The organism is Domibacillus iocasae, from assembly GCF_001750285.1.
GTDB classification, from domain to species: domain Bacteria; phylum Bacillota; class Bacilli; order Bacillales; family Domibacillaceae; genus Domibacillus; species Domibacillus iocasae.
In genome coordinates, this window is the sequence record NZ_MAMP01000020.1 from 244,894 (window position 1) to 270,040 (window position 25,147).

Consider the following 25,147-nt stretch of genomic DNA (forward strand, 5'->3'; position numbering starts at 1 on the left):
AGCAGCATGAGTATTATCGTTTTTGAATTTCTTCTGCAAGCAATTTGTTGATGGCCTGCGGGTTTGCCTGGCCTTTTGATGCTTTCATAATTTGACCAACGAGGAAGCCAATCGCTTTTTTCTTGCCTTCTTTAAAGTCAGCAATCGATTGCGGGTTCGCATCCAGTGCGTCGTTGACGAACTTTAGAAGTGCGGATTCGTCTGAAATTTGAACGAGTCCTTTTTCTTTCACGATTGCTTCTGCATCGCCGCCGTTTTCAATAATTTCTTTAAAAACAGTTTTGGCGATTTTAGATGAAATCGTCCCTTCTTCCAGAAGCTTGATCATGCCGGCTAAATTTTCCGGTGTCAGCTTTGTTTCAGCCAATTCCTTGCCTTCAGCGTTTAAGTATGCCGGTACTTCGCCCATCATCCAGTTTGAAGCCAATTTCGCCGCTGCACCTGCTGCGACTGTCGCTTCAAAGAAATCCGCAATCTCTTTTGACATCGTCAAAATTTTCGCGTCATGCGCCGGAAGTCCAAGCTCTTCCATGTAACGCTTTTTACGTGCGTCCGGAAGCTCTGGAATCGATGCACGCACACGCTCTTTCCACTCTTCGTCAATGTAAACAGGAAGAAGATCCGGCTCTGGGAAGTAACGGTAGTCATCTGATCCTTCTTTTACACGCATCAAAATGGTTTTGCCTGTTGATTCGTCAAAGCGGCGTGTTTCCTGCTCTACTTTTCCTCCGGAAGACACAACTTCCGCCTGACGTTTTTCTTCATACTCAAGCCCTTTGCGGACAAAGTTAAATGAATTTAAGTTTTTCAGTTCTGTTCTTGTACCAAATTCATCCTGTCCAAATGGGCGGATCGAAATGTTCGCATCACAGCGAAGCGATCCTTCTTCCATTTTGCAGTCGGATACTTCAGTGTATTGAATGATCGCTTTTAATTTTTCTAAAAATGCATACGCTTCTTCCGGTGTACGGATGTCTGGCTCAGAAACGATTTCGACAAGCGGTGTTCCCTGGCGGTTGTAATCGCAAAGAGAATGCTTGCCGGCATGCGTCAGCTTGCCCGCATCTTCTTCTAAATGAAGACGGGTGATTCCAATCCGTTTCGTTTCGCCGTTCACTTCAATTTCTACCCATCCGTGTTCACCGATCGGCTTATCATTTTGTGATACTTGATACGCTTTTGGATTATCCGGATAGAAATAGTTTTTCCGGTCCCAGATGGATTCTTCAGCGATTTCACAATTGATTGCCATTGCCGCTTTCATCGCAAATTCAACGGCTTTTTCGTTCATAACCGGCAATACACCCGGATAACCGAGGTCAATAACCGTTGTATTTGTGTTCGGCTCCGCGCCGAAATGGGCCGGGGCCGATGAAAAGATTTTTGAGTTTGTTTTTAATTCAACGTGGACTTCAAGTCCGATAACAGTTTCAAATTGCATAGCTTGCTCCCCTCCTTACAGCCCAGGTTTTTGTTTATGAAAATCAGTTGCTTGCTCGTACGCATGAGCAACACGATAAACGGTTTTTTCATCGAAATGATGGCCAATAATTTGCAGGCCGAGCGGCAGGCCGTTTTCCGCAAAACCGCACGGAACGGAAATACCCGGTACACCGGCAAGGTTCACCGGAATCGTCAAAATATCGTTCGCATACATCGTCAATGGATCGTCAATGATTTCGCCGATTTTAAAAGCCGGTGTTGGTGTTGTCGGGCCAATAATGACGTCATAGCTTTCCAGCACGTCTTCAAAGTCCTTTTTAATGAGTGTGCGGACTTGCTGCGCTTTTTTATAGTACGCATCGTAGTAGCCGGAGCTGAGCGCGAATGTACCTAGCATAATACGGCGTTTTACTTCGTCGCCGAAACCTTCAGCACGTGTTTTTTTGTATAAATCAATTAAGTTGTCCGCATTTTCAGCACGGTAGCCGTAACGGATGCCGTCAAAACGGGCCAGGTTGGATGAAGCTTCTGATGATGCAAGCAGGTAATATGTCGCTACGCCATATTTCGAATGCGGCAGTGACACTTCTTCCCACGTTGCACCAAGACCTTCCAGCACTTTAAGAGCTGAGAGAACTGATTGCCTCACTTCTTCAGAAACCCCTTCACCGAGGTATTCTTTTGGCACAGCAATTCGAAGTCCTTTAATGTCGCCCGTCAAATTCGCCGAAAACTTCTCTGCCGGAACATTCGCAGATGTTGAATCATGCGGGTCGATGCCGACAATCGCTTCCAAGAGATGAGCATTATCTTCTACATTGCGTGTAATCGGCCCGATTTGATCAAGCGATGATGCAAACGCAATTAAGCCGAAGCGTGACACACGGCCGTATGTAGGCTTCATGCCGACAACACCACAGAAAGAAGCAGGCTGGCGAATCGAGCCGCCTGTATCAGAACCAAGTGAAAAAGGCACTTCTCCCGCCGCAACAGAAGCGGCCGAACCACCAGATGAACCACCCGGCACATGATTAAGGTTCCAAGGGTTGCGTGTTTTCTGGAAACTGGAGTTTTCAGTTGACGACCCCATCGCAAATTCATCCATGTTTAATTTTCCGACTGTAATAGTCCCGGCTTCGTGAAGCTTGTTCACAACCGTCGCATCATAAATCGGGTCAAAATTACGAAGAATTTGGCTGGCAGCCGTCGTGCGAAGACCTTTTGTGACGATGTTATCTTTTACACCGATTGGAATACCTGATAAAATACCGGTTTTGCCGGCGCTTTGTGCTTCTTCCGCCTGCTTGCGGGCATTTTCTTCGTCTAATGTAATAAACGCTTTTACATCGCCATCAACTGCGGCGATGCGTTTAAACGATTCATCAACGAGATCCGGAATCGACACTTCTTTTTTCTCAAGCATCGATTGAATCTCCGTCAGTTTGTGATCAAATAATGACACAGTCTCTCCCCCTTACTCAATAATCGACGGCACACGAATTTGGCCGTCCTGCTGATCCGGTGCATTTTTCAACACGTCTTCCCGGTCAAGCCCTGGTGCTGATTCGTCTTTCCGCAATACATTTTTCATATTTAAAACGTGTGAAGTTGGCTTCACGTTTGATGTATCAAGTTCATTCAGCTGCTCGGCGAATGTAATGATCGCATCGAGCTGTTCCGTAAATGTATGCACTTCTTCGTCTGTGACAGCGAGGCGCGCCAAATGGGCCACATGCCGTACTTGTTCTTCTGAAATTCGCGTCAATGGAATCCACCTCCGTAAAAAATTTGTACGCTAATAATTGCACAAAGTCTATTTTACCATGATTTGCGCCTCCGTAAACAAAAAGAAGGACCGTCTTCAGTTTCGAAGATGGTCCTTCATCTATTTTACATCCCCCAATGTAAGACAGATCCCTTTGTTCGTAAATAATTAGTTTGTCTGGAATTGCTCTTCTTCGGTTGAACCTTTCAGTGCAGTCGTTGAAGACTGGCCTCCTGTTACAGTCATAGAGACAGCATCAAAGTAGCCCGTTCCAACTTCACGCTGATGGCGTGTAGCTGTGTAGCCATCCTTTTCGGCTGCAAATTCCGCTTGCTGAAGCTCTGAGTAAGCACCCATTCCACGATCCTTGTATCCGTTTGCAAGCTGGAACATGCTGTAATTCAATGTGTGGAAGCCGGCAAGTGTGACGAATTGGAATTTATAACCCATTTTCCCGAGTTCTACTTGATATTTCTCGATTGTTTCATCATCGAGTTTCGCTTTCCAGTTAAATGAAGGCGAGCAGTTATAGGCAAGTAATTTGCCCGGGAATTTTTCATGAATCGCATCCGCAAAACGCTGTGCATCCTCTAAATTCGGTTCAGATGTTTCACACCAGATCATATCTGCATATGGTGCATATGCAAGACCTCGTGCAATCGCCTGATCGAGACCCGCTTTCGTCCGGAAGAAACCTTCTGATGTACGTTCGCCAGTTAGGAACTCCGCATCTGCAGGATCAATATCGCTCGTGATCAAGTCAGCTGCATCGGCATCTGTACGAGCGATTAATACAGTTGGTGTACCCATTACATCTGCTGCAAGACGTGCCGCAATTAGATTTTTCACTGCTACTTGAGTAGGAAGCAGTACTTTTCCGCCCAGATGGCCGCATTTTTTCTCAGATGAAAGCTGATCTTCAAAGTGAACACCAGATGCGCCTGATTCAATCATGCCCTTCATAAGCTCAAATACGTTCAGCTGTCCCCCAAACCCTGCTTCCGCATCCGCTACGATTGGTGCGAAATAATCGATTGAATCATCGCCTTCCATGTGAGCGATCTGGTCCGCACGCTGAAGGGCCTGATTGATACGCTTTACAACATTCGGTACGCTGTTAGCCGGATAAAGACTTTGATCCGGGTACATGTTGCCTGAAAGGTTCGCGTCCGCTGCTACTTGCCAGCCACTTAAATAAATCGCTTTCAATCCTGCTTTTACTTGCTGCACAGCCTGGTTGCCTGTCAATGCTCCAAGGGCATTAACGAAATTTTCCTGATTAACCAGACTCCATAGTTTGTCAGCACCGCGTTTAGCCAATGTATGTTCAATATCAATCGAACCACGAAGCTTGATCACTTCTTCTGCCGAGTAAGGACGTTCAATTCCTTTCCACCGTGCCTCATTTCCCCACGCTTGTTGAAGCTGATCTACCCGCTGTTGTGTTGTATTTCCCATTTTAAAACATCCCCCTTGTTATAAAACAGTTTATTGTTTACAATTTGTATTATATAACAGTTGGTTTCATTTGCCAACCCTTTTTTGAAAAAAGATTCAAAAAAATAAAAAGCCGGAAGAATAGTCTCTTCCGGCTTTGTTATTTTTATAAAAGAAGCAGCAAGCTGATGGCCATCACAGCCATTCCAGATACAACACCGTAAATGGCTAAATGGGTTTGGTCATATTTTTGCGCAGCGGGCAGCAGTTCATCAAGAGAAATGAACACCATAATTCCAGCCACACCGGCGAAAATCATGCCAAACATCGTATCTGTTAAATAAGGCATTAAAATAAGCCAGGCGACAAGCGCCCCAACTGGTTCTGACAAGCCAGATAAAAATGACCATTTAAATGCTTTTTTTCGATCTCCTGTCGCAAAATAAAGAGGTACAGCCACCGCGATGCCTTCCGGGACATTGTGGATAGCCACTGCTACTGCGATCGCAATACCTAAGCTCGGGTCTTGAATGGCTGATGCAAATGTGGCAATCCCCTCTGGAAAATTATGAATCGCAATGGCAAGCGCAGTGAAAATACCCATTTTTTTCAGCCTTGCATATTCGTCACGTTCCGGCTCCTTATGAAACTCTTCCACCGTTTTTGTCTCATGGGGATTCCCCGCTGACGGAATAAACTTATCAATAATTGCAATGACCGCAATACCCGCGAAGAATCCGATAACAGTCAACCAATAGCCTGTTTTATCGCCGTGTTCTGCCACGAGCGCATCTTTTGCTTTTACGAAAATCTCAATCATAGATACGTAAATCATAACCCCCGCGGAAAAGCCAAGCGCCCAGGCGAGAAACTTTGTATTCGTGCGGGACGTAAAAAATGCCAGTGCGCTGCCAATACCCGTAGCAAGCCCCGCAAATAATGTCAGACCCAGCGCAAACAATACATTACTGTCCATATTCGCCCTCCTCTTCACTTTTTTATTAGTGTATGCTAATTGTTGCTCTTGCGCAACTTTTTTTGTTCCGGTAAATAAAAAAATCTGATTTGATAGAATGTATCAAATCAGATTTTTGGTTATTCATAAATGTGAACATATGGTTCTTCCGCATTTGCTTCTTTTACAATAAGCGCTTCTGTGCCGCTCGTAGATGTTATGCTCACTTGTACGGGAATATACGCCGGGAAGTGCTCCATAACAAGACCAGTCACATATTGTGTAAAGCCGACCGCTTCCGCTTTTCCATAAAATTGAATCGGAATATCAATTTTTAAGCTCGTCAGTTCCTCTCCGCTGTATAACCCGCGGCCGATTACTCCATTAAAGTTATCAAAATACGTTTCAATGTCCTGTTTGAAGTTGGCAAAATACGTTGAATCTTCACGGTGATCTTCTTCCGCTGCATTAGACGGGAACAGCACGTATTCTTCATCAATTGCTTTCCAATCCGATATGCCTGTATTCCCTGCGTCAAGATGCGTGTATGCGATAAAATTACCCGCTGTTACTGAGTTTTGTGGAGCCTGCTGGAACAAGGCAATTGTAATTGGAATGTTTTTTGTTTTATCCATTGTCCGAAGACGTGAAGCGACTTGCTCAGCAATCTTTTTCCCTTCTTCTTCAATTTTTTCATCAGAAATCGTAAATTCATATTGTGCGCCGTATTGCTCTTTTTGATAATAGTGAACGGAATTGAGAGCGAGCCCGATGACCATTCCATCAAGCTGCAGCGAATTATCTTCTTTTTTCGTTAAATAATCCTGCTCCATAATATGCGCCAAATAAATGGGTGCCCGCTCATTGCGTTCTTCTACCGATCCTTCCCCTGTATCAATCGGATTAAGGCCAAGGTTTTCTTCTGCTGTCAATTCATTTTCTTTCAACTGCGCATCTGTATATTTTCTGCGCAGCCATGACCGGACGACATCTTCCTCAAGCACTTGTCCTTCCTGAAAAAAGAAATTATCGGGTGAAAAGTTTTCCTGCGCAATGCGCATCAGGCCGGTTTCAAATTCCACAATGTCATAGCGCGTATTTAAATTTGAAACGACAAGACCACGTGCTTTGCCTGGCTCAAACGGCACAATCGTCCGATAAAAGTTTTCAGAAATTTGATATGTTGGTATAACCGCCGTCGTTTCGTCCCCATTTTCCTGCGTTACTTCGTCATCGTTCTGTAGCGCCGGTGCACATCCGCTTACAAGCAGGATGGCAGATACCGCCGCCAGAACCCATTTCTTTTTCAAAAAAGCCACCTCTTATTTTGTAAGTTCATCCATTAAGCGCTGTTCATCCCAAACATCGATGCCGAGTTTTTCCGCTTTTTCAAGCTTAGAGCCTGCTTCTTCTCCAGCGACGACAAGATCCGTTTTTTTACTGACACTGCCTGTCACAGTGCCGCCGAGCGCTTCAATCCGTTCTTTCGCTTCATTGCGTGTCAGCTGCGCTAGCTTCCCTGTTAGCACAACGGTTTTGCCGGCAAACGGAGATTCTCCTTCTGCTAAAATCGTTCGAATGGGTCCGTCATATGCCATTTTAACACCTGATGCTTTTAATTTTCCAATCAATTCCGCTACTTCAGGCTGGTCAAAATAAAGAACAACAGCATCCGCCATCTTGCCGCCAATTTCGTGAATCGCGGTCAGCTCTTCTTCAGACACTTCCTTTAAGCGATCCATCGTGCCAAACTCCATCGCCAGCGTTTTAGCCGCTTTTGCTCCGACATGGCGAATGCCAAGGCCAAATAAAAGACGTTCAAGCGAATTTTGTTTAGACGCTTCAATGGCCGCCAGCAAGTTATCAGCCGATTTTTCACCCATCCGCTCGAGCTTCACCAGCTCTTCCTTGCTAAGCGTGTATAAATCGGCAACATCTGTAATCAGCTTTTCACGGTATAATTGCGCAATGACTTTTTCTCCGAGCCCTTCAATATTCATCGCGTTGCGGGATACAAAATGCGTCATGCCTTCGCGTATTTGCGCCGGGCATTGCGGGTTTATACAGCGAAGCGCAACTTCTTCTTCCAGACGGACAAGCTCGCTTTCACATTCCGGGCAATGATCTGGCATATGAAATTCTTCTTCTTCCCCTGTGCGGCGGTCAACCAGCACACTGACCACTTCAGGAATAATATCGCCCGCTTTTTTCACCACGACCATATCGCCGATGCGAATGTCTTTTTCGCGAATTAAGTCTTCATTGTGAAGCGAAGCACGTCCGACGGTTGTACCGGCGACACGAACCGGCTGCAGCAGGGCGGTTGGCGTGACGACACCTGTTCGTCCCACACTAAGTGTAATACCAGTCAGTTTTGTCACGACTTCCTCTGCCGGAAACTTGAACGCCGTTGCCCAGCGCGGACTTTTCGCTGTAAAGCCAAGCTCATCCTGCTGATCAAGTGAATCAACTTTAATCACGATGCCGTCAATTTCATAAGGAAGCTTTGTTCTTTTATCCGACTGCTCTTTCACATAAGCTATGACCTCTTCAATTGTCTTGCAGACACGCCGTTCTTTATTTGTTTTAAAGCCAAGCGAATCAAGTAAATTAAGTCCTTCACTATGTGCGGCGATACCAAGCGGACCGGGATTCGCGATGCCATATAAAAAGATATCCAAATTTCTTGAAGCAGCAATACGCGGATCAAGCTGGCGAAGTGATCCTGCTGCCGCATTACGCGGGTTGGCAAAAGGCTCTTCACCTTTTTCATCGCGAATCGCGTTTAAAGCAATAAACGACTGCTTTGGCATAAATGCTTCACCGCGCACTTCCATCGTAAGCGGTTTTTTCAGCCGAAGTGGGATCGAATGAATGGTTTTTAAATTGGCTGTAATATCTTCACCCGTCGTTCCATCTCCTCGCGTTGCTCCTTGTATAAATAACCCATCTTCATATTTCAATGCCACCGCGAGTCCGTCGATCTTCAGTTCACATACGTATGAATAGGAGGAATGGCCGACAAGCTGTTCCACCCGCCGGTCAAAATCGCGCAAATCAGCTTCATTAAACGCATTGCCAAGACTAAGCATCGGAGTGTCATGGCGTATTTTCTGAAACGCATCAAGCACTGCGCCGCCAACACGCTGCGTCGGTGAATCTGGAGTCCGCAATTCAGGAAACTTCTCTTCTATTTCGTTCAGCTCTTTTAACAGCCGGTCGTATTCTGAGTCCGGCACAGACGGCTGATCCATTACATAATATTCGTAGCTGTATTTATTTAACGTGTCATGTAATTCTTTGACACGCTGTTCCGCCATGTTTATATCCATTTATACACTCTCCTTTCTAAGAATTGTAAACCGATCTCGGGCCCACACGATGTGGGTCACGAAAGCGTTGCGGCAGGACGCCGCGTTCCTAGCTTTTGATCCATTAGCGATCCTTAAATCTTTTCAATCGGTGCAAATTGCGCGAGAAGCCTTTTGATGCCTGTCGGGCTCGGAAACGCAATATCCAGTTCGGTGCTGTCTCCGCTTCCCTTTACTGCCACAACCGTTCCTGTGCCCCATTTTTTGTGTGCCGCTTTGTCGCCCACACGCCAGTTCAGCTGTGCGGCTGCATTGTTTTGTGTTCTTGTCACGGCTGGACGCGTTTTCTGGCCAAATGGCATTTGTTTTCTTGACTGCTGCTTCGGATTTTCGGATTCCAGCAAATCTTCGGGAATTTCACTAATAAAACGAGACACCGGGTTCATATTCGTTCTCCCGTAAAGGGTCCGCATTTCCGCATTGGTTATATACAGCTCATTCTCCGCACGTGTGATGCCGACGTAGGCGAGACGGCGTTCTTCTTCCATTTCTTCTTCGTCCATAAGCGAGCGGCTGTGCGGAAAGACGCCTTCTTCCATACCAATTAAAAAAACAACTGGGAATTCGAGTCCTTTAGCAGAGTGAAGCGTCATCAAAACTACTGATTCTGTCGGTTCTTCTTCTTTGCCGAGCTGATCGATATCAGCGACAAGGGCCAGATCCGTTAAAAAAGTGATGAGCGTTTTATCTTCACTTGATTCTTCAAATGATTTCGTCACCGATAAAAACTCTTCAATGTTTTCAATCCTTGTCTGCGATTCAATCGTTTTTTCCGCTGCTAGCATGTCGACATACCCGGTCCGGTCAATCACTTGTTCGACAAGCTCGGAAACAGATAAATACTCCTGCTGCTGTGTATAGATGTTAACGATATCCCGGAAATCCACTGCCGCGTTGGCGGCTTTTCCACTTAACCCGATAAAGTCTGCTTCCGCCAGTGCTTTGAACATAGAAATGTCCTGCTCCTGCGCATAGCGGGCGATTTTATCAAGTGATGTAGAGCCAAGCCCCCGCTTTGGCACATTGATGACCCGCGATAAGCTAATATCGTCATCCGGGTTCGCAATCAGGCGTAAATAAGCGAGTAAATCTTTAATTTCTTTTCGGTCATAGAACTTAATACCGCCGACGATTGTGTAGTCGATGTTTGATTTCATAAGCGTTTCCTCAATCAAACGTGACTGGGCATTCGTACGGTACAGCACCGCAAAATCAGACTGTTTTCTTCCTGTTGCAGAAAGTTCTTTTATTTTACCCGCAACAAATTCCGCTTCCGTCCGTTCACTATCCGCCCGGAAATAAGCGATTTTTTTCCCGTCGGCATTTTCCGTCCAAAGCTTTTTTGGCTTCCGGTTTGAGTTGTTTTCAATCACTTCATTCGCCGCCTGCAAAATCCGCTTCGTGGAACGATAATTTTGCTCCAGGAAGATTGCTTTTGCATGCGGATAGTCTTTTTCAAAGGATAAAATATTGGCAATATCCGCTCCGCGCCAGCGATAAATCGACTGGTCACTGTCCCCGACAACACACAGATTTTGAAAACGGCTCGCCAATTGTTTGACAAGTGTGTACTGTGATTTATTCGTATCCTGATACTCGTCCACATGAATGTATTGGAATTTGCGCTGGTAAAATTCAAGTACTTCCGGCACCCGTTCAAACAAGCGGATTGTCAGCATAATTAAATCATCAAAATCAAGCGCATTGTTTTTCTTTAAGCGCTTTTCGTATTCGCTATACACATCTGATGTCACTTTATCCATATAACCGCCTTGCTGGCGTGCAAAGGCAGCCGCATCCACTAAAATATTTTTAGATGAGCTGATTGCGCCAAGCAGCGCACGCGGATCAAATTTTTTCGGGTCAATGTTTTGATCTTTTAAAATGCTTTTCAACACCGACAGCTGATCTGCTGTGTCTAAAATTGTAAAGTTGCGGCTGTAGCCGATCCGATCAATGTCGCGGCGCAAAATACGCACACACATCGAATGGAATGTCGACATCCAGATTTCTTCTGACGCACCGCCAAGCAGGGCGCCAATCCGGTCTTTCATTTCGCGCGCCGCTTTATTTGTAAACGTGAGCGCCAAAATATTGTACGGGTTCACTTCTTTTTCCACAATCAAATACGCAATCCGGTGCGTCAGGACGCGCGTTTTTCCGGAACCTGCGCCGGCCATAATTAAAAGCGGCCCTTCCGTTGCTTTGACGGCTTCCTGCTGCTCCGGATTTAAGCCGTTTAATAATCGATCCGTTAAAAATTGCATACTGCCACCACCATTCGGAACATTTGTTCTTTATTATACACTATTTTTTACCGCTGTAACGGTTTTTAATGCTTCTTCTGGAAAATCATATATGGCATTGCCAACAACAACAACATCGGCGTATTGTCCCATCTCTTTCGCCTGTTCAGCCGTTTTAATGCCGCCTCCATAGAAAAACGTCGTCTTTGTTTCCGATAATATATCCGCTGCTTTTTGCGCGGCTTTTACGTCGCCATACTTGCCGCTGTACTCTAAATAAAAAATTGGCAGCTTCCATAAGTGACCGGCCAATCGTGCATAAGCTGAGATATCCTCCGCATCCGGTCTTTTCAAAGCACCAGTCAGTTTCGCGGCCTTGCATTCAGGGTTTGCGATACAATACCCTTCCACAACCAGTTCATCCGGATTCATAAGCTCCCCATATTCTTTCATTGCTTCAAAATGAAGTCCGGTAATCCAGTCTGCTTCTGTTGTATTCAGAACGGCCGGGATAAAATATAAATCAAAACCCGGTGTCACCACCTCAAGAGAAGAGACTTCCAACACACACGGAAGCGGAAACCGCCGTACGCGAACCATTAATTCCAGCACATTATCAAGCGTCACGCCGTCTGAACCGCCTACCACAATTGCATCTGTTCCAGACTCGCACACACGCTCAAGCAATTCATCATCTATTTCTTTATTCGGATCTAATTTAAACACATGCCGCCATTCGCGAACGTTATACATGCAGGGTGCCTCCAATCATTCAATTACAACTTCGTATTATATCACGAAACCGACCCTGGTTCATTCGTTCATCGTGCATGTGATCATTCCATTCTGAACGTAAACAGCGGCTTGTGAAAACAAAGAAAAAAGCAGCTCTGCCAAAGAGACTGCTTTTTTCTTATTCTTCTTTATTGTGAACACGCTTCAGCACAAATTCGTAGCCGTCGTTTCCATAATTTAAGCATCTTTTAACGCGGGAGATTGTAGCGGTCGATGCGCCGGTTTCTGTTTCAATTTTATGATACGTTTTGCCTTCTTGAAGCATCCGTGCTACTTCAAGCCGCTGAGCAAGTGACTGAATTTCGTTTACGGTGCATAAATCATCGAAAAACCGATAGCATTCTTCCATGTCTTTTAATGAGAGGACTGCCTGAAAAAGCTGGTCCAGCTCTTTTCCGCGCAATTTATCTATTTGCATAATCAGCTTCCATTCCCTTCACCGTCTATTTCCACATTAACTGCTTTGTTTAACCCTCTTGATGCCGGTACAATATGAATCCACGTTTTACCTGTTACAAACGCCGCGCCGTTTTCTGTATAAGGAACAATGCGCCCATTTTGATTACGCCACTTGACTAAATTAAGCAAGCCATCTTGAATAAGAAAGGCATCTCCGCCCGATTTCAAATCGATGTCAAGGCGCCCTTTGGCATCAATCACGCGGTGATCCGCTTCAATAACAAAAATATTATCTGTCCGCACTTCAGCACCGCCAATGGACCGATGATAGGAATCGCCATCAAACTCATACACCGATTCAAATAAATCATTTGAAGACGGGCGAATGGACAATGTTTCTGCAGGTTCACCAGTCAGTGACCTTTCTTCTTTTTCCGTTAGAAAAGAAAGCCGGGAAGGTGCGGCATCAAGACTGTAGCCTTTTTGTTCAGCCACATCTAATGCTTGCTCAACATCCACATAAGAGTTATGGGGCTCTTTTTGTGAGCCGTCCCGCTTAAAGACACCCCCGTCATACTGAATGCCGTTTAGCTGATCGATGTCGCCAGACAATAGAATGCCCTGCGCCTCCGGACTATAGCCGTGAGCTAAAAATAACGCATTATATCCTTCTGCAAGCTCAATGAAATAATCTCGCGCACTGCGGACCGGTCCAATTTTGTCCGGATATTCGCTTTGATAAAGCGCCAAAAAGCGGGTAATCCCGCCTTCTGTTAAGATTTCATACACCATGTCCGCTTCATCAAGAGCGGTTTGCGGACGGGCGGAAGGGTGATTGCTGACCACGACCGCCATGGTCCGACGTGCTGTATCCGATGACTCCACCCCGGTTAAAGGGTTAATTTCGTTTCTTTGTTCATTCGTATTGGCAGGCTCAGCACTTGCACAGCCACTGATCAAAACGGCCGCTGCAGCCATTGCCATCCATTTTTTTCTCATATCGACACTCCGAAAATAGTTTTACTTTACTATTTTAACGCATTATCGTCGGAAAGAGTACCGTTTTCTTCATGACGTCATATATCCCTTGCGAAGTAACTCGGATATAAGGCAAATGGGTAGATGTTAAAAACAGCAAAGAATAAATAGGATCCTCGTATGGATAACCGCGCTCCGCCAGCAGTTCTCTTAGTTTTAACTCCTGTTCGACAACAACCTCAAAGGGCTGATCGGACATAATTCCCGATAACGGAAGCGGGATTTCGTGGATAATTTCCCCATTTCCTGCAAGCACAATGCCGCCCCCAAGTTCCTGCATTCGCTCAAATGCACGGCGCATTTCTATTTTAGATGAGCCGATCAAAAGAATGTCCTCCGTGCTGGAAAACGAAGACGCAAACCCTTGTATATCGGTCGCAAATCCTTTAATCGTTGTATTAACACGCCATTTTCCTTCATAATCAAGAAGCACAAGATAATTTTGGTCATCATCCATGTAGAAATGCTCGCCCGCTACATCTTTTATGACTTTGCACGGTTTTGTAATGACGTTATTCACCATCTCAATTCCGAATGGCATCGAAAATTGTAAATCATCTTCAATCAAATTCCAATTAAATTGCATTTTCGAATGACCAAACATCTCCCAATTTACATCAGGAAAAGGATCCGTATCCATTTCATTCTTTTTAACCCAGATGCCATTAGAGACGACAGCTTCCGGATTCGGATGAAATTCATCCGTTAAAATATTAACACTGGCTATGCGCCCCGGTGCGATCATACCATGCAAATGTTCCATTCTATAATAGCGGGCCGCATTATAAGAAGCCATCTGATATGCATCAATCGGCGGAACGCCATGATTAATAGCTATCTGGATCATTTTATCAATAATGCCATCTACATAAAAAGCCGGAGATGATCCGTCTGTTGTAAACATCATCATGTCATATTGATCAAGATCCATCTCTTTCATCTCTGTCAGAAGTTTTTCTAAATCCGGACGAATTGATGAATGTCGGAGCGTCACCATCATTCCATTCATAAGCCGTTTTCTAACATCTTCTCCTGTCATAGACTCATGATCGCCATCCGCCCCGAATAAAGCCATTTTTGCCAATGTTCTTTCAGAAGCTCCAGGAAAATGCCCTTCAATCCGTTTTTTCATTCCTCTCGTTTCCTGCATCCAGTACAGGATCATATCGTCACCGTCCAACAGCTTTGGCCAGCTTGTTAATTCACCGCCTTGAAGGACATTTTCATTTTCCAGCCAAGAATTTATTGTACCGTTCCCTAATATCTCATCTTCATTGTCCAGTTCTGTCTGAGCATCGTACCGGCACCACCAGTACATCGATACTGGCTGCTTGTTTAATTCTTCTATCAAGGAAAACGCTTTCTTTTTTTCGAGTGCCAGCAACATCATTAAGTTATCATTAACCAGGGTAGTTGTTCCGCGTTTTGCAGCATATTCCGCAAACGTCTTAGGATTATACAGCATAAACGGGTGGACGTGCGGCTCTATGTACCCAGGTACAACTGTTTTACCGGTGCAATCATAAATTTCATCAGCTGATCCAGGCATTGCACTGCCAATGTACACAATGCGGTTTTCATATATCCAAATGTTCCCTGTCAGCCACCTCTTCAGTGCTGAATGAAGATAGCGGGCATTTTTCAAAACAAGCGTCGGTGATTTTTTCCGATCAATAACAGCAATCTGGTCGCGTATTTGTTTATTTTTCCATTTATGTTTTATATCAGACATTGCCATCGTCCCTCTCAAAATGATATCGCTTTCAATTTGTGTAATTTTATTCATCGTAACATATATCGTACTAATAACGCACTAAAGAATAGTTGATTTTGTGAAAAAAGTTCGAACTTTTGGCGAGAAACTTGCATAAGTCTGATTTTCGGGACAAATAGGCAATATATATAATCATTTCTGTCCCAATCAGGACATTTTTCAAACAAAAAAGTGGTACCGGAAAAGGACATTTCCGGCACCATTTTTATTTTTATAACCCTGCTTTTGCGATTGCGCGGCTGCCGATATCGCTGCGGAAAAAGAAGTGTTCCGTATCGACATGCTGCATTTTTTCGTATGCTTTTTGCTGCGCTTCTGCCGGGTTCGAACCAATTCCTGTTACGAGCAAAACACGGCCGCCATTTGCACGAAGCACATCCGCATCTGAATACGTGCCGGCATGAATAACAGAACCCGCATCGATCGCCTCAAGTCCTTTTAATTCATTGCCTTTTTCATACGCTTCCGGATAGCCTTTTGCCGCTAACACGATGCCAAGAACCGATTCGTCTTTCCATGTCAGCTCTGGGTCTTTTCCATCAAGCACATCAAGCATTACTTGAACGAGGTCGTTTTCCAACCGTGGCAGGACAACCTGCGTTTCCGGATCGCCAAAGCGGGCGTTAAATTCAATCGTTTTCGGTCCTTCCTCCGTTAACATCAAGCCGGCGAAAATAATGCCTGTAAACGAGCGTCCTTCCGCCACCATGCCTTTAGCGATCGGACGGATAATCTCTTCAACGGATTGATCGTTAATCGCCTGTGAGATGTGCGGAACTGGCGAATATGCGCCCATACCACCTGTGTTTGGCCCTTCATCGTTGTCGAATGCGCGTTTATGATCCTGTGCTGCTTCCATCGGATACACGTTTTCACCATGTACAAATGCCATGAGTGAATATTCTTCACCTTGTAAAAATTGCTCAACAACAACACGTGCAGATGCGTCACCAAACTTTTTATCAAGCATCATGTCATCTAATGATGCAAGTGCTTCATCCATCGTCATTGCAACAGTCACGCCTTTTCCTGCTGCCAGGCCATCTGCTTTTAACACAATCGGCGCGCCTTCTTTTTCAATATATGCTTTCGCCGCATCATAGTCTTCAAATGACTGGTAGCGAGCTGTCGGAATATTGTATTTCTCCATCATCATTTTCGAGAATGATTTGCTGCCTTCTAAAATAGCCGCATTTTGCTTTGGACCAAATACTTTTAAGCCTGCCTGCTCCAGATAATCGGTAATGCCGGCAGAAAGCGGGTTTTCTGGACCCACAATAACAAGGCCAACGTTTTGCTCTTTCGCAAAAGAAGCAATGTCCGCAAAATTCATTTCGTCAATATCCACAATGCTCGCGTCTCTGCTGATACCGGCATTGCCCGGTGCGCAAAAGACGGTTTCAACAAGCGGGCTCTCCGCCACTTTTTTGCAAATAGCGTGTTCGCGTCCGCCGCGTCCTACAACGAGTACATTCATGAGTAGGCCCCCTTCTTAATGTTTGAAATGGCGAATGCCTGTTAGGACCATCGCAATGCCGTATTCATCGGCTTTTTTAATCGAATCTTCATCTTTAATCGATCCGCCAGGCTGAATGATCGCTGTAATGCCTGCTTTCGCTGCCGCTTCAACGGTGTCATCCATCGGGAAGAACGCGTCAGATGCAAGAGCGGCACCTTTTGCTTTTTCGCCGGCTTGCTCAAGCGCGATTTTCGCCGCACCTACACGATTCATCTGCCCCGCTCCGACACCAAGTGTCATTTTATCGTCTGTTACAACGATTGCGTTTGATTTCACATGCTTGACGACTTTCCAGCCAAGCTTGAGCGCAGTCCACTCTTCTTCTGTCGGCTCGCGTTTTGTTGCCACTTTTACATCCGCATCTGCAAGAGATAATTCATCCAGGTCCTGTGACAACAAACCTCCTTCAACAGACGTCAGCACTTTTTCACCTTTTTTGCCATTTGCAAAATCAAGCGTTAATAGGCGAATGTTTTTCTTTTTAGAAAGAACGTCAATGGCTTCTTCATCAAAAGAAGGCGCTACAATGATTTCAAGGAAAATCTCATGAAGTTTTTCAGCAAGCTCTTTTGTAACTGGGCGGTTAAGTGCCACAATCCCACCGAAAATCGATGTAGGATCTGCTTGGTATGCACGTGCATATGCTTCTTCGATCGTTGCTCCTGCACCCACACCGCACGGATTCATATGTTTAACGGCAACTGCAGCCGGTTCTTCAAATTCTTTGACGATTTGAAGCGCCGCGTCTGTGTCGCGGATGTTATTATATGAAAGCTCTTTGCCATGAAGCTGTTCAGCCTGTGCCACAGAAAACGAGGAACCAAGCGGCTGTGCGTAAAAAGCTGCTTTTTGATGAGGATTCTCCCCGTAGCGCAAGCTTTGTTTCAATTCATATGTGACCGTTAGTTTTTCCGGATTTTCTTCTCCAGAAAGATCGGTCATAAAGCCTGCGATCATCGCATCATATGCCGCTGTATGGCGGAATACTTTTGCAGCAAGCTTCCGGCGTGTTTCGAGTGTCGTTTTTCCTTCGCCTTTCAGCTCAGACAACACTTGATCGTAGTCGCCTGCATCAACAATGACGGTTACATACTCATGGTTTTTCGCTGATGCGCGAAGCATTGCAGGTCCACCGATGTCGATGTTTTCAATCGCGTCTTCTGTTGTCACATCTGGCTTCGCAATCGTCTGCTGGAACGGGTACAGGTTTACACAAACGATATCGATTGGCTGAATGTCATGCTCTTCAAGCTGCTTTTGATGACTTGGCTCGCCATGTTTCGCAAGAAGTCCGCCGTGAATGTACGGGTTGAGCGTTTTGACGCGTCCTTCCAAAATTTCTGGGAATCCCGTTACATCTGTTACGCCTTTAACTGGCACTCCTGCTTCTGCAAGCATTTTTTTCGTTCCGCCTGTTGAGACAATTTCGTAGCCAAGCGCCGCGATTTCTCTTGCAAATTCGGTCACGCCGCTTTTATCTGATACGCTGATTAATGCGCGTTTCGTCATCGTTTTTGTTCCTCCCTATGTCCATTCAAAAGTTTGGTGATCACACTTGGGTAAAGATTGTGCTCAATTTGCTGGATCGCTTTTTGCACGTCGTCACGTGTCATGCCAGAATCGATTCGTACACATTCCTGGTCAATAATTGCACCTGTATCCATGCCTTCATCGACAAAATGGACTGTGACGCCTGAGAGCTTTACGCCCGCGTCAAACGCTTGTCCAATTGCATCTTTTCCTGGAAAAGCCGGAAGTAAAGACGGGTGAATGTTTACGATCCGGTTCCGGTACGCACTCAGTAAAACTGGACCTATTAAACGCATATAGCCGGCTAGAAAGATAAATTCTACTCCGGCCGCCTGTAAACGGCCCGCAATTTCACTTTCGAATGCTTCTTTCGATTCATATTGCTTCGACTGGAAAGAAAACGACGGGATGCCGAATGCTTTTGCCCGCTGAAGCACATGCGCATCCGGTTTATCGCAGACGAGCAAGGCGATTTCAGCAGGAACCTGTCCTGCTGCCACCGCCTCGGCAATTGCCTGCACGTTGCTTCCGCTGCCGGATGCAAACAAGGCAATTTTCGTCATTGAACTGTAACTCCTTCGCCGTTCGATACGCGTCCGATTGTGTACGCTTTTTCGCCGGCTTCTTGGAGGACTGCTTTTATATTTGCTTCTTCTTCTTGGGGCACGATCAATACGAACCCGATACCCATGTTGAAAATGTTGTACATTTCCTGGCGGTCCAGTTCACCGTATGTTTCAAGTACATTGAAAATGTCTGGAACAGGCCACGAACCTTCTTTAATCGATGCACCAAGCCCTGCCGGCAATGCGCGTGGAATGTTTTCAACAAAGCCGCCGCCTGTAATGTGCGCCATGCCGTTAACCTTCGCTTTTTTCAAAGCAGAGAGAACCGGCTTCACATAAATACGCGTCGGTTCAATTAATGCCTCACCAAGTGGAATAGAAAGGCCTTCTAATCGTGCATCAACAGCGAGATTATGCTTTTCAAAGAAAATCTTGCGGACGAGTGAATAACCGTTGCTGTGAATGCCGCTTGATGCAAGACCGATCAGCACGTCGCCTTCTTTCACTTCATCACCAGTCACAACTGCGCTTTTTTCAACTGCGCCGACCGTAAATCCGGCCATATCGTACTCTTCTTCATCGTAAAGGCCCGGCATTTCAGCTGTTTCGCCGCCAATCAATGCGCAGCCCGCTTGCTCGCATCCGTCCGCTACCCCTTTAACGATTTGTTCAATTTTTTCAGGTACCGCTTTTCCGCATGCAATATAATCAAGGAAAAACAGCGGTTCTGCTCCTTGGACAACGACATCGTTCACACACATTGCTACACAGTCAATCCCGATTGTGTCGTGCTTGTCCATCATAAACGCAAGCTTCAGCTTTGTGCCTACACCGTCTGTCCCGGAGACAAGAACCGGCTCTTTTAATCGGAGCGAAGACAGATCAAACATGCCGCCGAAGCTTCCAAGCGCTCCCATGACACCGGCCCGCTTCGTCCGTTCTACATGCTTTTTCATTCGTTCAACCGCTTCGTATCCCGCTTCGATGTTGACACCGGCTGCTTCATACGACTTTGCCATTTTAGTTCCTCCTGTTAGCACATGATTTCTTTGTCATGCGGATGCTGTGTATCCGGGAAAATTTCCGTTGGATATTCCCCTGTAAAGCAAGCCATGCATTGTCCGCATTCGCCGAGGGCGCCTTTGCGGTGGTTAATAGCTTCGATCGTGCCTTCTGCGCTCAAATACGTCAAGGAGTCAGCACCAATCAACTCGCGCAATTCTTCATTTGTATGGTGAGCGGCAATTAATTCACCTTTTTCAGACGTATCGATTCCATAAAAACACGGATGCTTAATCGCCGGTGAACTGATCACAACATGGACTTCCTTCGCTCCGGCTTCTTTTAGCATGGTCACAATTCGTCTGCTCGTCGTGCCGCGAACGATTGAATCGTCCACCATGACAACTTTTTTCCCTTCGATCACGCCTCGGACGGGAGAAAGTTTCATTTTTACCCCTTGTTCACGAAGCGACTGAGACGGCTGAATGAAAGTCCGGCCGACATACCGATTTTTAATTAAGCCTAATTCGTATGGAATACCCGTTGCTTCCGCAAAACCAATTGCGGCAGAGATGCTGGAATCTGGAACACCAGTCACGACATCTGCTTCTAAAACAGCCGGATCCACTTCTTTTGCAAGCATTTTACCGAGACGCTTCCGGGCGCTGTGAACGTTAATGCCATGTATATCACTGTCCGGACGCGAGAAGTAAACATACTCCATTGTGCACATCGCATCGCTGACACCAGCTGCAAACTGTTCTGAATGAAGGCCGCTGTCATTAATTGTGATCAGCTCGCCCGGTTCAACATCACGTAAAAACTCTGCCCCGATAATATCAAACGCGCACGTTTCCGATGCCACTACATACGCATTGCCAAGTTTGCCAATTGAAAGCGGACGAAGCCCTTGTGGATCAAGCGCCACATGCATTTCGTTTTCTGTCATAACGAGAAATGCGTAAGCGCCTTTTACCATCGAAAGTGCTGTTTTTAAACGGTCTTTCATCGATCCGTAGCTGCTGCGGCGAATTAAATGCGCCAGCACTTCTGTATCAGACGTCGTTTGAAAAATGCTTCCCTGCGCTTCAAGCTCACGCTTTAGGGATGTTGCATTTACAAGATTGCCGTTATGCGCAAGCGCCAGGCTGCCTGTTTGAAAGTGGAACAGAAGCGGCTGTACATTTTGATAGCCGCCGCCTCCCGCTGTTTGGTAACGAACGTGTCCAATCGCTGCTGATCCTATCAATCCGTTAACGATATCCTGGTTGAAAATTTCCGTGACAAGCCCTTCACCTTTATGACCGCGGAGGCGTTCGCCGTCACTCATGACGACACCAGCCCCTTCTTGTCCGCGGTGCTGTAAGCTTTGCAGGCCGTAATAAGTGATTTGTGAAGCATTTTCGTGGCCAAAAACCCCGAAAACGCCGCACTCTTCATTTAAGCCTCTGAGTTCAGCAAGCATGGAATAGCTCCTTTCCAGGCATCCTCCAGTTCATTTACTGGTGCCTGTACCACTTCTTCTCCGTTAATTGTAATAGATACTACTGGCTCGACGGACACTTCACCGATTTGTTTTGCATCCTGAATGGCTGATTCAAACGCTGCTTTATTTTCTGCTTTTACTGTGACAACGAAACGTGACTGCGTTTCAGCGAAAAGAGCTGCTGTTGCTTCGCCTTCAAGCGATACATTTGCACCGAGGCCTGTCCCAAATAACTTCTCAACAAGAGCCACTGCAAAGCCGCCTTCTGAAATATCGTGGGCTGACTGAACAAGACCTGATTGAATTGCCGCAAGGAGAGCGTCCTGACGCGCTTTTTCTACCGATAAATCAATGGCTGGAGATTTGCCTGAAATTTTGCCGCCATTCATCATTTTTTGCAATTCGCTGCCGCCAAATTCATTAGCCGCATCACCAATCACATAAATGAGGTCGCCAGCTGCCTTGGTCGCTTGGGTTGTAATATGGGCGACGTCTTCGATTAAGCCGACCATGCCGATAATCGGCGTCGGATAAATCGCTGTCCCGTTTGTTTCATTATATAAAGAGACGTTTCCACCAATAACCGGTGACTGAAGCGCAAGACATGCTTCGCTAATACCGTCTGCTGACTGCTCAAGCTGCCAGAATACTCCCGGATTTTCAGGGCTGCCGTAGTTTAAGCCGTCTGTAATCGCAAGCGGGCGTGCACCTGAGGCAACAATGTTACGTGCCGCTTCTGCAACGGCAATTTTACCGCCTGTTTTTGGATCAAGGTAAATGTAACGGGCGTTGCAGTCTGTTGTCATCGCAAGTGCTTTGTTTGTGCCGCGCAGGCGAATGACCGCTGCATCAGAACCTGGTGCGACAACTGTGTTTGTACGAACTTGGTAATCATACTGATCATATACCCACTCTTTGCTTGCCACAGTCGGCTGTTTCAAAAGATTTACAAGTGTTTCTTTATAATTAGATACTTTTGGTGTTTCTTGTTCCATCGCCTGGAATTCACGGTAGTAATCCGGCTCTGCTGATGGCTTGTAGTAAACCGGCGCATCTTCTGCCAATGCGTCAACCGGCACTTCTGCTGCTACTTCACCTTTATGAAGAAGACGAAGCATTTTATCATCTGTTACAACACCGACAGATGCCGCTTCAAGACCATATTTTGAGAAAAGGTCTTCGATTTCTTTTTCGCGTCCTTTTTTCACAACAATCAGCATACGCTCTTGTGATTCAGACAGCATCATTTCATACGGTGTCATGCCTGTTTCACGCTGCGGGATTAAATCAAGATTCATTTCCATACCTGAACCAGATTTAGACGCCATTTCAGCGGATGAACTTGTTAAACCTGCTGCACCCATATCTTGAATACCGACAAGTGCATCGTTATGAATTAGCTCAAGGCATGCTTCAAGCAGCAATTTTTCCATAAACGGATCGCCTACTTGAACCGCCGGACGTTTTTCTTCAGAACTTTCACTTAGTTCTTCTGATGCGAATGTCGCACCGTGAATGCCATCGCGGCCTGTTTTTGCCCCTACGTACATAACGGTGTTGCCGACACCTGTTGCTTGTCCTTTTTGAATGTCTTGATGATCGATTAAACCGACACACATTGCATTAACAAGCGGGTTGCCATCATAAGACGGATCAAAGCCGATTTCACCGCCAACTGTCGGGATGCCGATACAGTTTCCGTAACCGGCGATGCCTGCTACGACTTCTTCAAACAAATATTTCACACGGGATGTTTCGAGTTCACCGAAACGAAGCGAGTTTAAAATCGCTACTGGACGCGCGCCCATTGAGAATACGTCACGAATAATACCGCCGACACCTGTTGCTGCGCCTTGATACGGCTCGATAGCTGATGGATGGTTATGGCTCTCGATTTTAAACACGACTGCTTGATTGTCGCCAATGTCCACAATTCCGGCACCTTCACCCGGACCCTGCAGGACGTGATCGCCTTTTGTCGGGAAGCGGCTTAAAACCGGTTTGGAGTTTTTGTAGCTGCAATGCTCGGACCACATAACAGAGAAAAGACCTGTTTCCGTGTAGTTTGGTAAACGTCCAATAATTTCTGCTGCTTTATCGAATTCTTCGTCTGTCAAGCCCATTGTACGGTACAGCTTTTCATCTTTAATTTGCTGTGGATTTGGTTCAAGCGTTAACGACATGAGAGTCCCTCCAGTGCTTTACAATTGATTGGAAAAGTTTAAGTCCGTCCGCGCTGCCAAGAAGATCGTCAACAGCCCGCTCCGGATGCGGCATCATGCCGAGTACGTTGCCTTTTTCGTTCGTAATGCCCGCGATGTCAGAAAGGCTTCCGTTTACATCGCTCGCATAAGAGAATACAATTTGATTGTTTTCTTTTAACTTCGCAAGCGTCGCGTCGTCACAGTAGTAGTTGCCTTCACCGTGTGCGACCGGAACGCTGATTTTCTCGCCTTTTTCATATAAAGACGTGAACATCGTTTCATTATTTTCGACCGCCAGCTCGACTGAACGGCAAATGAATTTTAAGTTTTTGTTGCGAAGCATTGCGCCTGGAAGAAGGCCGGATTCAAGCAAAATTTGAAACCCGTTGCAGACGCCAAGCACCGGCTTGCCGGCTTCTGCCGCTTTTTTTACGGCTGCCATCACATTTGACATATGGGCGATTGCGCCTGAACGCAAGTAGTCGCCGTATGAAAAACCGCCTGGAAGCAAAATACCATCATATTGATCAAGATTGTCCGCATCATGCCAGACAAGATCAACCTGCTCGCCTAATTCGTCTTTTACCGCATGAAACATATCTACGTCACAGTTGGACCCTGGAAATACGATGACTGCAAATTTCACTGGTTCGCACTCTCCTCGATTTCATATCGGTAATCTTCAATAACCGGGTTTGACAAAAGCTTTTCACATACTTCTTTAACAGTGCTTTCTACGTCTGTTACTGAATCATCGAATTGAAGCTCCATGTACTTGCCGATGCGCACATCTTCTACACCCTGATAGCCAAGGCTTGATAATGATTGCTGAACAGCTTTTCCTTGCGGGTCTAATACACTTTCACGAAGAGTTACGTAAACTTTTACTTTATACATTATAGAGTTCCTCCAAGTCGATTGTAGATTTCGGTATATGCTTCTGTCAGCCCGCCAAGATCACGGCGGAATAAGTCTTTATCGAGTTTGCGGTTTGTGCCTTTTTCCCAGAGACGGCACGTGTCCGGTGAAATTTCATCTGCAAGCAGGATGCTGCCATTCTTTTGACGGCCAAATTCAATTTTAAAGTCTACGAGATCAACGCCCATTTCATCAAACAGAGGAATGAGCACTTCATTGACGCGCAATGCTTCTTTTTTCAAAATTTGTACTTCTTCCGGTGCTGCTACATCCAACAAGCGGATGTGGTCTTCTGCTAGAAGCGGATCCCCAAGCTCGTCATCTTTATAATAAAATTCAACGATTGGTTCATTAAAGCGCACGCCTTCTTCAAAGCCAAGACGTTTCGCAATGCTGCCAGCGGCCACATTGCGAACAACGACTTCAAGTGGGATGATAGTGACATGTTTGACAAGCTGCTCGTTTTCGGACAGCTGTTTGACAAAGTGAGATTCGATGCCCTTTTCGGCGAGCTTTTGGAATAAAAGCCCTGTAATTAAATTATTTAAGCGGCCTTTTCCGTCAATTTCCGCTTTTTTCTCACCATTAAATGCGGTAGCTGAGTTTTTATATTCAATCCAGACGATGTCATCCTGGTCTGTTGCATAAATGCGTTTTGCTTTTCCTTCATAAAGCTGCTTGCCTTTTTCCATGATCTAG

The 25,147-nt window shown here is 45.8% G+C and carries 21 protein-coding genes; all 21 read right to left on the bottom strand.

The genetic code is table 11. The annotated features are described in order from the left end of the window. Window positions 1–13: 13 nt before the first annotated feature. The gene (gene gatB / locus BA724_RS08215; protein WP_069938178.1) at window positions 14–1,441 is read right to left on the bottom strand and encodes an Asp-tRNA(Asn)/Glu-tRNA(Gln) amidotransferase subunit GatB; all 1,428 of its coding nucleotides are present in this window, start codon (window positions 1,439–1,441) and stop codon (window positions 14–16) included. Window positions 1,442–1,456: 15 nt separating this feature from the next. Beyond that, on the bottom strand, window positions 1,457–2,905 hold the full coding sequence (gene gatA / locus BA724_RS08220) for an Asp-tRNA(Asn)/Glu-tRNA(Gln) amidotransferase subunit GatA (protein WP_069938179.1): 1,449 nt from the start codon (window positions 2,903–2,905) through the stop codon (window positions 1,457–1,459). A 12-nt stretch (window positions 2,906–2,917) separates the two neighbouring features. Next, a complete protein-coding gene (gene gatC, locus BA724_RS08225) occupies window positions 2,918–3,208 on the bottom strand; it encodes an Asp-tRNA(Asn)/Glu-tRNA(Gln) amidotransferase subunit GatC (protein ID WP_069938180.1) in 291 nt (96 codons plus the stop codon). Window positions 3,209–3,376: 168 nt separating this feature from the next. After that, window positions 3,377–4,666: an isocitrate lyase gene (gene aceA / locus BA724_RS08230; RefSeq protein ID WP_069938181.1), complete on the bottom strand. Its 1,290-nt coding sequence runs from the start codon at window positions 4,664–4,666 to the stop codon at window positions 3,377–3,379. 145 nt (window positions 4,667–4,811) lie between these two features. After that, window positions 4,812–5,621: a zinc transporter ZupT gene (zupT, locus tag BA724_RS08235; RefSeq protein ID WP_069938182.1), complete on the bottom strand. Its 810-nt coding sequence runs from the start codon at window positions 5,619–5,621 to the stop codon at window positions 4,812–4,814. A 119-nt stretch (window positions 5,622–5,740) separates the two neighbouring features. Then, window positions 5,741–6,910, bottom strand: coding sequence for a CamS family sex pheromone protein (locus BA724_RS08240; RefSeq protein ID WP_069938183.1), 1,170 nt, complete (start codon window positions 6,908–6,910; stop codon window positions 5,741–5,743). A gap of 12 nt (window positions 6,911–6,922) precedes the next feature. Beyond that, a complete protein-coding gene (gene ligA, locus BA724_RS08245; RefSeq protein WP_069938184.1) occupies window positions 6,923–8,932 on the bottom strand; it encodes an NAD-dependent DNA ligase LigA in 2,010 nt (669 codons plus the stop codon). 113 nt (window positions 8,933–9,045) lie between these two features. Then, window positions 9,046–11,238 (bottom strand): DNA helicase PcrA, encoded by a 2,193-nt coding sequence (gene pcrA / locus BA724_RS08250; RefSeq protein WP_069938185.1) that lies wholly within the window; start codon window positions 11,236–11,238, stop codon window positions 9,046–9,048. Between the two features lie 33 nt (window positions 11,239–11,271). Then, window positions 11,272–11,970 carry a heptaprenylglyceryl phosphate synthase gene (gene pcrB / locus BA724_RS08255; protein WP_069938186.1) on the bottom strand — a complete coding sequence of 233 codons (699 nt, stop codon included), beginning with the start codon at window positions 11,968–11,970 and terminating at the stop codon, window positions 11,272–11,274. A gap of 160 nt (window positions 11,971–12,130) precedes the next feature. Next, window positions 12,131–12,430: a YerC/YecD family TrpR-related protein gene (locus tag BA724_RS08260; RefSeq protein ID WP_069938187.1), complete on the bottom strand. Its 300-nt coding sequence runs from the start codon at window positions 12,428–12,430 to the stop codon at window positions 12,131–12,133. A 2-nt stretch (window positions 12,431–12,432) separates the two neighbouring features. Then, window positions 12,433–13,410 carry a DUF3048 domain-containing protein gene (locus tag BA724_RS08265; protein WP_069938188.1) on the bottom strand — a complete coding sequence of 326 codons (978 nt, stop codon included), beginning with the start codon at window positions 13,408–13,410 and terminating at the stop codon, window positions 12,433–12,435. Window positions 13,411–13,444: 34 nt separating this feature from the next. Next, window positions 13,445–15,181, bottom strand: coding sequence for an adenine deaminase C-terminal domain-containing protein (locus BA724_RS08270; protein WP_069938189.1), 1,737 nt, complete (start codon window positions 15,179–15,181; stop codon window positions 13,445–13,447). A 253-nt stretch (window positions 15,182–15,434) separates the two neighbouring features. Beyond that, on the bottom strand, window positions 15,435–16,700 hold the full coding sequence (gene purD, locus BA724_RS08275) for a phosphoribosylamine--glycine ligase (protein ID WP_069938190.1): 1,266 nt from the start codon (window positions 16,698–16,700) through the stop codon (window positions 15,435–15,437). Between the two features lie 15 nt (window positions 16,701–16,715). Continuing rightward, a complete protein-coding gene (gene purH, locus BA724_RS08280) occupies window positions 16,716–18,251 on the bottom strand; it encodes a bifunctional phosphoribosylaminoimidazolecarboxamide formyltransferase/IMP cyclohydrolase (protein WP_069938191.1) in 1,536 nt (511 codons plus the stop codon). Next, a complete protein-coding gene (gene purN / locus BA724_RS08285) occupies window positions 18,248–18,835 on the bottom strand; it encodes a phosphoribosylglycinamide formyltransferase (protein ID WP_069938192.1) in 588 nt (195 codons plus the stop codon). The genes purH and purN overlap by 4 nt, the downstream gene beginning before the upstream one ends. Beyond that, the gene (gene purM, locus BA724_RS08290; protein ID WP_069938193.1) at window positions 18,832–19,857 is read right to left on the bottom strand and encodes a phosphoribosylformylglycinamidine cyclo-ligase; all 1,026 of its coding nucleotides are present in this window, start codon (window positions 19,855–19,857) and stop codon (window positions 18,832–18,834) included. The genes purN and purM overlap by 4 nt, the downstream gene beginning before the upstream one ends. Before the next feature lie 14 nt (window positions 19,858–19,871). Next, entirely contained in the window at window positions 19,872–21,305 is a 1,434-nt protein-coding gene (purF, locus tag BA724_RS08295) for an amidophosphoribosyltransferase (RefSeq protein WP_069938194.1), read from the bottom strand. After that, the gene (purL, locus tag BA724_RS08300; protein WP_069938195.1) at window positions 21,281–23,509 is read right to left on the bottom strand and encodes a phosphoribosylformylglycinamidine synthase subunit PurL; all 2,229 of its coding nucleotides are present in this window, start codon (window positions 23,507–23,509) and stop codon (window positions 21,281–21,283) included. The genes purF and purL overlap by 25 nt, the downstream gene beginning before the upstream one ends. Beyond that, entirely contained in the window at window positions 23,493–24,176 is a 684-nt protein-coding gene (purQ, locus tag BA724_RS08305; RefSeq protein WP_069938196.1) for a phosphoribosylformylglycinamidine synthase subunit PurQ, read from the bottom strand. The genes purL and purQ overlap by 17 nt, the downstream gene beginning before the upstream one ends. Further along, on the bottom strand, window positions 24,173–24,427 hold the full coding sequence (gene purS, locus BA724_RS08310) for a phosphoribosylformylglycinamidine synthase subunit PurS (RefSeq protein ID WP_069938197.1): 255 nt from the start codon (window positions 24,425–24,427) through the stop codon (window positions 24,173–24,175). Before purS ends, purQ begins: the two co-directional genes overlap by 4 nt. Further along, a complete protein-coding gene (gene purC / locus BA724_RS08315; RefSeq protein WP_069938198.1) occupies window positions 24,427–25,140 on the bottom strand; it encodes a phosphoribosylaminoimidazolesuccinocarboxamide synthase in 714 nt (237 codons plus the stop codon). Before purC ends, purS begins: the two co-directional genes overlap by 1 nt. Window positions 25,141–25,147: the final 7 nt, after the last annotated feature.

What these genes read in the sequence shown, in the direction of transcription:
- gatB (WP_069938178.1), bottom strand. Translation starts at nt 1,441, where the DNA reads ATGCAATTTGAAACTGTTATCGGACTTGAAGTCCACGTTGAATTAAAA.
- aceA (WP_069938181.1), bottom strand. Translation starts at nt 4,666, where the DNA reads ATGGGAAATACAACACAACAGCGGGTAGATCAGCTTCAACAAGCGTGG.
- zupT (WP_069938182.1), bottom strand. Translation starts at nt 5,621, where the DNA reads ATGGACAGTAATGTATTGTTTGCGCTGGGTCTGACATTATTTGCGGGG.
- ligA (WP_069938184.1), bottom strand. Translation starts at nt 8,932, where the DNA reads ATGGATATAAACATGGCGGAACAGCGTGTCAAAGAATTACATGACACG.
- pcrA (WP_069938185.1), bottom strand. Translation starts at nt 11,238, where the DNA reads ATGCAATTTTTAACGGATCGATTATTAAACGGCTTAAATCCGGAGCAG.
- pcrB (WP_069938186.1), bottom strand. Translation starts at nt 11,970, where the DNA reads ATGTATAACGTTCGCGAATGGCGGCATGTGTTTAAATTAGATCCGAAT.
- BA724_RS08260 (WP_069938187.1), bottom strand. Translation starts at nt 12,430, where the DNA reads ATGCAAATAGATAAATTGCGCGGAAAAGAGCTGGACCAGCTTTTTCAG.
- BA724_RS08265 (WP_069938188.1), bottom strand. Translation starts at nt 13,410, where the DNA reads ATGAGAAAAAAATGGATGGCAATGGCTGCAGCGGCCGTTTTGATCAGT.
- BA724_RS08270 (WP_069938189.1), bottom strand. Translation starts at nt 15,181, where the DNA reads ATGTCTGATATAAAACATAAATGGAAAAATAAACAAATACGCGACCAG.
- purD (WP_069938190.1), bottom strand. Translation starts at nt 16,700, where the DNA reads ATGAATGTACTCGTTGTAGGACGCGGCGGACGCGAACACGCTATTTGC.
- purH (WP_069938191.1), bottom strand. Translation starts at nt 18,251, where the DNA reads ATGACGAAACGCGCATTAATCAGCGTATCAGATAAAAGCGGCGTGACC.
- purN (WP_069938192.1), bottom strand. Translation starts at nt 18,835, where the DNA reads ATGACGAAAATTGCCTTGTTTGCATCCGGCAGCGGAAGCAACGTGCAG.
- purM (WP_069938193.1), bottom strand. Translation starts at nt 19,857, where the DNA reads ATGGCAAAGTCGTATGAAGCAGCCGGTGTCAACATCGAAGCGGGATAC.
- purF (WP_069938194.1), bottom strand. Translation starts at nt 21,305, where the DNA reads ATGCTTGCTGAACTCAGAGGCTTAAATGAAGAGTGCGGCGTTTTCGGG.
- purL (WP_069938195.1), bottom strand. Translation starts at nt 23,509, where the DNA reads ATGTCGTTAACGCTTGAACCAAATCCACAGCAAATTAAAGATGAAAAG.
- purS (WP_069938197.1), bottom strand. Translation starts at nt 24,427, where the DNA reads ATGTATAAAGTAAAAGTTTACGTAACTCTTCGTGAAAGTGTATTAGAC.
- purC (WP_069938198.1), bottom strand. Translation starts at nt 25,140, where the DNA reads ATGGAAAAAGGCAAGCAGCTTTATGAAGGAAAAGCAAAACGCATTTAT.